5 protein-coding genes are annotated in these 9828 nt (G+C 63.4%); 2 read left to right on the top strand and 3 right to left on the bottom strand.

The annotated features are described in order from the left end of the window. Together ACUN9Y_RS19285 and ACUN9Y_RS19280 are read left to right on the top strand one after the other, a co-directional pair. Positions 1-5186: Ig-like domain-containing protein (locus tag ACUN9Y_RS19285; protein ID WP_445462357.1), on the top strand; the 5186-nt coding region annotated here is incomplete at its 5' end. A 125-nt stretch (positions 5187-5311) separates the two neighbouring features. Then, positions 5312-5641, top strand: coding sequence for a tryptophan synthase subunit beta like protein (locus tag ACUN9Y_RS19280; protein WP_445462356.1), 330 nt, complete (start codon positions 5312-5314; stop codon positions 5639-5641). 170 nt (positions 5642-5811) lie between these two features. Here ACUN9Y_RS19280 and ACUN9Y_RS19275 read toward each other — a convergent pair whose 3' ends face one another. The 3 genes from ACUN9Y_RS19275 to ACUN9Y_RS19265 form a co-directional block, all read right to left on the bottom strand. Continuing rightward, the gene (locus ACUN9Y_RS19275; RefSeq protein ID WP_445462355.1) at positions 5812-7755 is read right to left on the bottom strand and encodes a bifunctional diguanylate cyclase/phosphodiesterase; all 1944 of its coding nucleotides are present in this window, start codon (positions 7753-7755) and stop codon (positions 5812-5814) included. A gap of 101 nt (positions 7756-7856) precedes the next feature. Further along, complete coding sequence (locus ACUN9Y_RS19270; protein ID WP_445462354.1) at positions 7857-8567, bottom strand: transglutaminase-like cysteine peptidase; 711 nt, start codon at positions 8565-8567, stop codon at positions 7857-7859. A gap of 40 nt (positions 8568-8607) precedes the next feature. Further along, a complete protein-coding gene (locus tag ACUN9Y_RS19265) occupies positions 8608-9825 on the bottom strand; it encodes a cation diffusion facilitator family transporter (RefSeq protein WP_445462353.1) in 1218 nt (405 codons plus the stop codon). Positions 9826-9828: the final 3 nt, after the last annotated feature.

The following is a 9828-nucleotide window of genomic DNA, read 5'->3' as shown; positions in this document are numbered from 1 at the left end:
GCAGCCTGACCATCACCGGCTTCGATGCCCAGAGCGGCACCTTCCAGTACAGCTACACCGAGACCGGTGGTGCGGCGAGCCACAACGCCGCGGATGACAATGTCGTCGACAGCTTTGCGATCGTGGTCACCGACAACGAAGGTGACACCGCCAGCGACAGCCTGGACATCCAGATCCTGGATACCGCCCCGACGGCAGTCGACGACAGCATCGGCGTTCAGTCTGGACAGACGCTGACGGTCGCAGCCGACGAAGGCTTGCTGGCCAACGATAGCGAGGGGGCCGATGGCGCCACCGTGACGTCTGTCGATGCCAGCGGTATTCAAGGCACCTTCACGTGGAATGCCGACGGCAGCTATAGCTATACCGCCGACCCCAATGCCACCTACAGCGATACGCTGACCTATACCATCACCGACGCCGATGGCGACACAAGCACGGCGACGCTGACGCTGAATGTTGTCGAGGGTGTGCCGACGGCACCGACCGCCCAGCTGCAGGTTCTGGAGTCTGCCCTGGCCGAGGGCAGCAATCCGGACTCCACAGAGGAGGTGGTCAACGGGCAGCTCAATGCCACCGACCCCGACGGGGATGCGTTGACCTACACGGCAGGCACCTATCAGGGCGAGTACGGCACTCTCGATGTTCGCGCCGATGGCAGCTTCACCTACACGCTGACCAAGCCCGTCGATAGTCCCGATGCGAATAACGGCGGCCACTCGGTAACGGATGCAGAGAACTTTACCTACACGGTGACCGATGCCAATGGCAACGTGGCGACAGGGTCGGTGACGGTCAAGATTATCGACGACGTGCCCCAGGCCCAGCATGATTCGGCTTCGCTGGAGTCAGGCGCAACCCTATCGGTCGATGCCGCCACTGGTCTGCTTGCCAATGACATCACCGGGGCCGACGGTGCCACGGTTACTGCAGTCGATAGCAGCGGCCTGCAGGGCACCCTGACCTGGCACGCCGATGGCAGCTATACCTACACCGCCAAGGCCAATGCCAGCTATGAGGAGTCGTTGACCTACACCATCACCGATGGTGACGGTGATGTTAGCCAGGCGACCCTGAAATTCGTCGTGACCGATGGCTCGCCGAGCGCCGAGACCGCGACCGCGAGTGTCAGTGAGGCTGGTCTTGCCAGTGGTAGCGATGCCGCCACCGATAGTGAAGTGACAACCGGCCAATTGGCGGCGACGGACGCCAGTGGCGGCGAACTGACCTACAGTGCCGGTACCTTCCACGGCACGTTTGGCACCTTGGTGGTCAGCGCCGATGGCAGCTTTACCTACACGCTGACGTCGGCTGTCGCGGGGGGCCAAGCCAATGACGGTAACAATACCGTCAACGGTGCGGAGGTCTTCGACTACACGGTGACCGATGCCAACGGCAATACGGCGACGGCTCAGCTGAACATCGACATCGTCGATGACGTCCCGACGGCGGTCGATGACGCCACCGAGACCGCCGAAGACACCGCGGTGACCTATGACGTTCTCGCCAACGACGAAGTCGGTGCCGATGGCGCGAGCCTGACCAGCGCCACCTTACGGGACTCGAGCCAGGGCAGCGTGACGGTCAATGTCGCCACCGGCGAGGTCACCTTCACCCCGGCCCCCGGATTCGAAGGTGCGGCGGTGATCGACTACACCATCACCGATGGCGACGGCGATACCTCGTCCGCGACCTTGACGGTGGAGGTGGCCGCCGATTCGACGCCGACCGTGACCCACCAGAGTGTGGTGGTCGACGAAGATGGCCTCGACGGTGGCATCGCGGGTGGTCCGGGGGATGCCTCGGGCGAAGCCACCGTGGTAACCGGCCAGCTTGGCTACAGCTTTGGCAACGATGGTGCCGGCAGCTTCAGCTGGAGCAGTGCCGGCTTGCCGACGCTGACCGCCAGCGGCGAGGCGGTCAACTACAGCGTTAGCGCCGACGGCCTGACACTGATCGGCAGCGATAGTACCGGTGCGCCGGTCATCACCGTTGCGCTGACCGATGTGGCGACCGGGGCCTACAAGGTGACCTTGAGCCAGGCGCTGGATCACGGTACTGCCGGTACTGAGGACGATATTTCGCTGGAAGTCGGCTACACCATCATCGATGGCGACGGCAGCGAAGCCCAAGGTTCTCTGACGGTCAACGTCGATGACGACAGCCCAGATGGCTTCGTGGCCGATGACTCCGTTCTCGAGCAGGGCGCGACCGGGTCGCTCAACTTCGGCGACGCCTCCGGTGCGGATGGGGTCGAGGATGTCTCCTTCCGTGGTCTCGATGGACAGGGAGCGGTGGACGTCACCGGCAGCCCGCTGTACTTCGATGGTCAGGCGCTGACCTATCGTCAGACCAGCGACGGCAAGGTGCTCGAGGCCGTCACCGAGGGTGGCGAGGTCGCTTTCACCGTGACCCTGGATCCGGCCCACGACAGTTTCCGGGTCGAGGTCTCTGATCAAGGGGAGATCACTAATGGCCGGTCTGGGACGTCGGATGTCTCCGAGGGCACTCAGGGGGCCAAGCTCCAATACTTCGCGGTGAATACCGGCGATGCCGATGCCGGCAACGATGTGTTGTACTCGACGCCAAACGGGTTCGCGATCAATGCACTCGATGGCTCCATCGGCGTGCTCGACTCCGACATCGATACCAACGAATTGCTGCGCATCGACTTCATGAATTCGCTGAGCTTCTCCACGCTCGGTGACCCGTCGTGGGCGGGGCATGAGTCGGTTGGCCTGGTGAGCCAGACGATCAACGTCGCCGGGGTCGATGCGGCGGCTAGCCTGACGGTGCGCGCGGTGAATTACGCCGATAACGCGACAGGCAGTGGTTCTCCGTCGCATACCGCGAATACCTACGTATCTCTGTCGGCTGCGGACGTTCGCGTGCTCGATGGCAACGGCGTCGATGTGACCAACCGGGTTACCATCACAGAGACGAGTGAAGGTGGGCTGTCGCTGGTCGGGGTGAAGGATGGCTGGACCTTCGAGCTGAGCTCTGATGAGAGCTTTGCTGGCGTGGAAATTCTCGGTGGCGTCGGCGCGCCCTTTACCCTCGGGGATATGGACTATCGTCTCGGTGACTCGAACCAGGAGTTCGATGTGCAACTGGGCCTGACGGGTACCGACGGCGACGGAGACACCGCCGAGGGCAGTCTGTCACTGAACCTCGGTGCACCCGGCCAGCTTTATGTCTGTGACAACACCGGCAGCAGTGTGACGGGATCGGACGGTAGCGATGTGATCGTCGGCGATGCCGGTGGCAAGTTCACCGTGATCAACCCGGCGCAGAACTACAACGTGTCGTTGATCCTCGACTCCTCCGGCAGCATGAGCTACGCCTCCGGCACTGGAAATCTGTCGCGCATGGCGCTGGCCAAACAGGCCCTGGTCAATTTGGTCAATCAGTTGTCCGAGTTTGACGGGGTGATCAATTTGCAGGTAGTCGATTTCGACACCGGCGCTCGTTACACCGCGGCGCTCGACCTGGGCTCTTCTGCCAGCGAAGTGGATCGCATCATCGACTATATCAACGGGGTCGACGGTTCGTACTACACCGGTGGTGGCACCAACTACGAGGCGGCCTTCGAGGCGTCCAGGGAGTGGTTGCAGGAGCAGTCGACCAACCAGTACGAGAACCTGACATTCTTCCTGACGGACGGTGATCCGACCTATTACCTCGATGATAATAATGTCGTCCGAGGGAGTGGCAGCAGCACAGGCTTCAACGAGGTCAACAACGCCATCGAGGCTTTCGAGGGGCTCTCCGACATCAGCCGCGTCGAAGCGATCGGCATCGGGTCCGGCATCAACGAGGACGTGCTGAAGTTCTTCGATAATACCGATGTCGTGGACGATAGTGCGGCCATTCCCTACTCGTCGGGCACGCAATCCGGCTCGAGCACTCTGGCGGACTTTACCGGCAGCGACCACACCCTCGATTCGCGACTCGCATGGACCAGGTCGGGTGACTCGAAGGGGATTCTGGATATTTCCGGAGGGACTTTGACCCTGACGGATCGCTCATCGTCCGATGGTCGTGCGGTCGCCACCAGCGATGCCTTTACCCTCGATGTGCCCGATGACGGCTACTCAACGATCGAGTTCCGCTACCAGACCGATGCTTACGGCACCAGCGACAATTTCCGTTGGGATGTGCAGCAAGACGATGGCAAGGGGGGATGGACCAGCATCCGCTCGGGGACAGTAGACAACAGCCAAACGTCCTGGTCGACGATCGAAACCGGTGCACTCCAGAGCGGCACCTACCGCCTGGTGTTCGATGTGATCAATGGTGGTGGTCAACAGGATCTGGTCGAGATCGATAGCATCACGGTCAATGACTACGTCTATCCCACCGCGCCGACGGGGCAGGCGACCATCGTCAACACCGCCGAGGACCTGGAAGCTGCGCTCCAAGGTGGCTCGTCCTTCGACAAGCTGGCCGCGCTGGGTGATGACGTGCTGGAGGGGACCGGTCGAGGCGACCTGATCTTCGGCGACACGGTGAATTCCGATGCGCTGGCCTGGACCAACGGCAAGGGGCAGACCTTCGAGGCCGGCGAGCACGATGGACTTGGGTTCGGTGGTCTGTTCGAGTACCTCAAGTGGTCGGTCAACGGCGGCGAGGATCCCGGTGAGACCCAGGTGCTCGAGTACATCCGCGACAACCAGGAGTCACTGATCGACACCGAGCGTCAGGACGGTGGAACGGATCGTATCGACGGTGGCGCAGGGGACGACACCCTGATCGCCGGTGGTGGCAACGATATCCTGATCGGCGGTGAAGGCAGCGATACCATGCTCGGCGGGTTCGGCGCGGACACCTTCATCTGGAACTTGAATGATGAGGGCACCGTCAATGCGCCGGCTCAGGATGTGGTGAAGGACTTCCACCTCGGAGAGTACGGCGTGGATCTGGAGGCCGATAAGCTCTCCCTCGGGGATTTGCTACAGGGTTACGATCCCGGTAGCGACACGGACCAGCAGGCGCTTGATGGCTTTATCCACGCCGAGCAAGAAGGCGCGGATACGGTGCTTTACATCAAGAGCGATGGTGGCCTCGACGGTGACAACACCAATGCCGATCAGAAGATTACTCTGGAGAACGTGAGCATGGGATCGGATCAGTCTCATGACTTCATCGGGCAGATGATCAGCCAGGGGCAACTCGATGTGGAGTAGGTCTGCCTTGCGTAGGGCAAGGGAGTAACGCGATGAGCGCATCCCCGGGAGGTTTTCCCTTTCGGGGCTACTCCATCAATGATCCATGATTTATGCTGTTCGTTCGACGATTGCGGAGTCTTGACATGTATGTTCAGCGTGATTCACAGGCGAAAATCGTCTGTGTGAGCCGTGAGCCCACCTCGATGTGTGACGAGTTCATGGCCGCCGATGATTCGGAGTTGCTGTTCTTCCTCTCCGATGGCAAGGCCCAGGCGGATGTGTCGCAGTTTCAGGCATCGGACTTGGCCTTCGTGCGCGTACTCGAGGACGTGCTGGACCTGTTGATGGACAAGGGCGTGATCAGCTTCATGGATCTGCCCGATGCCGCCCGCAACAAGATCATGGAGAGGCAGTCGTTGCGGCGTCGCTATAACGACGTCAACCTGGTCGGGGATGATGACGACCTGATCTGATCCGCTCCCAACGCCACCGGCCGCCCTCAGAGGCGGCCGGTGGCGTTAGGAGCGAGTCGGTTCGTGAGTCGGTATGGCGACTGTGCGCCGTGAGCACTCGCTGTTGTCGGGCGAGTGCCGGTGTCCAGTCGCAGGCCTGTCACGGGGCTATCGCAGGCTTGTCACGGGGGTCACGGGACCCCGTTCGACGGTGAATCGGCACCCTTTGTGATGCCGCGTGCCGTGACCGCGGGTCCGGTGACGCCGTCCAGGCCGAGCTCGAACAGGGTGTCGATATCACGCTCATCGACCACACCCTCGGCAATCGCCTGGATCGCGAGCGAATGACACAGCGTCGCCATGCCACGCAGGATCGTCTGCTGTTCTGGCCGGTCGCTGACATTCTGGATCAGGGTGGCATCCAGTTTGACGTAGGACAGCCCGAGATCCTGAAGCGCGCTGAGCTGGCGGAAGGCCGCGCCGACGTGCTCCATGCCGAGATGGCTGCCGTAAGGCTGCAGCACCTTGCACAGATGGCGGAAGCTATCGAGATCGCTGCGCGCCACCGATTCGGGCACCTCCAGCCAGAGCAGGTGGGCAACATCGGCATTCGCGGCCAGGCGCTGTTGCAGTGCCAGGGTCATGTTTGGCTGGGTGACCGCGGCATGAGAGAGGTTGATGCCGACGGGCTCGCCGTGATCACGAATGGCCATGAGCGCCGCCTCGACGACCTTGAGATCGAGGCTGTCGTGGAGCTTGAGGCGTGCGATCCAGGGCAGGAAGACCCCGGCCTGACGCCACTCGCCCCTGAGCAACAGACGCACCGGTGCTTCGTGGTGCAACAAGTGGCCAGCCGCGTCGATGACCGGATATTGGCCCAGCAGCACGCCTTCCGCCATGGCCGAGGTCAGCGCTTCGCGCCACTCGGGGCGGGTCTGGTACAGCGTCTCGCGGCAGCTGCCTTCGCAGACCACCACGGCCTGTTGGCCCTTGCCCTCGGCGGCCGATAGCGCGCCGTCCAGGCCCGCCAGCAGCGCCCCTCGTTCATCGCCTTGCTGGTAGGGCGAAAGGGCCGCCGGCAGACTCAGCAACGGGGCATGATCGGCGACAAGTGCGCCGAGATTGGCATCCAGCCGCTGGCTCAGCCACTGAGGGTCGACCTCGCCGCATAGCAGCAGGGCGAAATCGCTGCCGTTGAGCCGCCCGACCTGGCCCTCGCCGTGGGCGTGCGCGATGTCTGCCAGGCGTTGGCTCAGGGCCTGGAGCAGGGCATCGGTCTGCGGGTGTCCGATTCGCTCATTGAGGCGGGCCAGGCCGTTGGCACGCACCAGTGCCAACGTGCCATAGCTGCTTTCGTCATCCTGGGACAGGTTGTAGCGCAGGCGGTCGAGGAAGGCCTCACGGGTCAGGGCGCCGGTGACCTGGTCTTCGAGCAGCTGGCGGCGCAGGCGATCGATCTGCTCGCTCTCTTTTTCGAGCATGTCCTTGACGCTGGCCGACAGGCGGTTCATCGCCTCGGAAACCGCGCGAAGCTCCCGGGTTCTGGGCAGTGGCGCCGTGGTGAAGCGGCGCTGGCCGATGTCGTGGGCCTGCTGGGTCACCGTGTTCAGTGGCCCGCGGATATGACGCACGATGAGGTAGGCGATCAGCAGGCTGATCATGCCGGCGGCAGCGAACCATGCCGTCATCGTGAGCGTGCTTCGCCACAGCGAGTGATAGGCGAAGGCATGCTGGCTCTGCAGTTCGAGTTGACCGAATTGCCGCCAGCGATCCTGCACCACCGCAGTCCCCGGAGGCACATCGAAGTCGACCAGGTCCACGAACCACCCCGGGACATCGGTGGCGGCTTCGCTATCCTCGCGGCTGACTACCGGCTCGCCGGTCGGTGTCAGAAAGCGGATCACTCGGTAGTGGCCGGTATCGAACTGCGCCGAAAGGAGCAACTCAACGGTGGTGTCGTCCTTCGGCAACTGGGTCATGGCAAGCGCCAGGGCGTTGGCGTTGTCCGCATTCTTGATACGGATCTCCTGCTCGATGTAGGCCCGGCTACTGGTCACGGCCACTGTCAGGCTGCCGACGAAGGCGAGCAACAGGACGGTGATGATGGCCAGCCAGAGTTGCTTGATGAGCGACATGATGGAGTCCCTTGTAGTTGCTCGGCCGTGTGCCGCTGAGTCGGTTGAGGCGTGCTGCAAAGCGGCGGAATCTTTAGCGTATTTGACGATCTTGTCGAGGGCTAGTTGATGCCCTGTTGACGCATGCGTTCGAGCACGCTGCGCCAACGCGAGAGTCGCGCCAGTGGGTCGGCACGCGAGCGCGTCGAGCCACCGGCCCACAGGCCGCTGCCATTGAAGCTGAACAGCGGGTCGAGATCGGTGCGCTGGCTGGCCGGTGAGATGCCGGCGGCAATGTTGTCGAGGATCAGGGGCTCGGCTCCGGGTGTCGCATAGTAGCCGAGGACCATATGGGCCTGGGTGATCTGGCTGCGTCCGAGCCTGGCGCGCACGTAGATCATCCGCAGCCGCTCTACCGGGATGCCGAGCTCCTTGAGCGTGACGTACTTGCCGATGGAATAGTCTTCACAGTCGCCGGCGCCGCGCCCCAATGCCTCGACCGGGGTCGCCCAGTAGTCTTCCTGGCCCCAGATGGTCCGGTCCTCGAGCCAGCGCAGGTGGCGGTTGAAAAAGTCGTTCACGTCACGCAGTTGCGTCGACAGAGGGGCACCGCGCAGGCGATCCACCAGGGTGAGCCACTGGTTGATCACCGAGACGCCGGCGCTGCCGAACTGGCCGTTGGCCGCCGCCCGCAATCGAGACGCGTCGAGGCCGGCGCGGCTGGGCGACGACAGGAGCCCGGCTCCGGCGCCAACCACCAGGCCCGCGGCCAGCGTCAGAAAACGCCGACGCGCGGTATCGGGGGACCTCTGGCTAGCGGAGCGTCGACTCATGGCACCGAACGTCTGGGAAGAGAAGGACACCTCGAACGCGCTACCCCTTGCCAGGGCCCTGCCAGACCCTTAGACGGCCGAGCCAGGGCAGGTGGGCGGCGGCGTCATGCAGCGCCGTCGCGGCGTCACTCAGGTATGCGCATTCAAGACTAGTATCAACGTACAACGACACGTCGATGCGGTCACCTAAATAGTGCAGGTTGAGCGCCAGACGATGCTGCCAGGCCGGGTGACGGGCCCACAGTTGGTTGAGCAAGGCCTCGACGTCTTCCCTCAGCGGTAGTCCTGGACGCAGGCTATGCTCGGTCTCGCCTTCGTCGTCTTCGGGATCGATATGGAAGGTCACGTCGACCAGTCGTGGGAAGGCGTCGCGTAGGCTACGGCTGACCGCATTGCCGATTTCATGAGCCTCGGACACGGTCACCCTCGGCGGCACCACGATGTGAAGATCGAGCACCACGTCGCTGCCGAGCCGCCTTGTGCGCAGGTCGTGGATGCCATGCACGCCGGGAACCTGCTCCCCGAGGCGGCGCATTTCGCGTTGCTCCTCGGCCGGCAGGGCGGTGTCGATCAGCTCGCGAGAGGACTCCCACATCAAGCGACCGCCGACCTGGCCGACCATCAGGCCCACCACGATGGCGGCCGCGGCGTCCATCCAGTCGATGCCGACCTGGGTGCCGGCAAGGCCGATGATCACCACCAGCGTCGACATGGCGTCCGAGCGTGAGTGCCAGGCATTGGCCTCGAGCAGCTTGGAGTTCAGGCGCTTGGCCACGCTCAGGGTGTAGCGGAAGATCCATTCCTTGGCCACCAGCGACACCGCGGCGATACCGATCGCCGCCAGACCCGGGGGCGCGGCGACGTCGTGGTCGAGCAGGCGCTCCACGCTGGACCAGGCGATACCACCGGCGACAAAGATCAGCACGCTGCCGAGCCACAGGGTGGCGAGGGTCTCGATGCGACCATGGCCATAGGGATGATCGCTGTCCGGCGCCTGACGGCCATAATGGGTGGCTGCCAGGACGAAGACGTCGGTCAGAATGTCGGAGAAGGAGTGGATGCCGTCGGCGATCAGGGCCGCGGAGCCGACCATCATGCCGGCGATCATCTTGGCCACGCCGACGATGAAGTCGACCAGGGCGCCGATCAGGGTGACGCGGTTGGCCTCACGCGCCGAATCATCGCGGAGAAACCGGCCGGCGGCGGTACCGGCCGAGGGGGACTCGCCGTCCCGCCGTGGTGGCTGGGGGCGGCTCATCGA

It is taken from the genome of Halomonas sp. V046, assembly GCF_052645355.1.
This window is presented reverse-complemented; position numbering and strand designations above follow the sequence as displayed.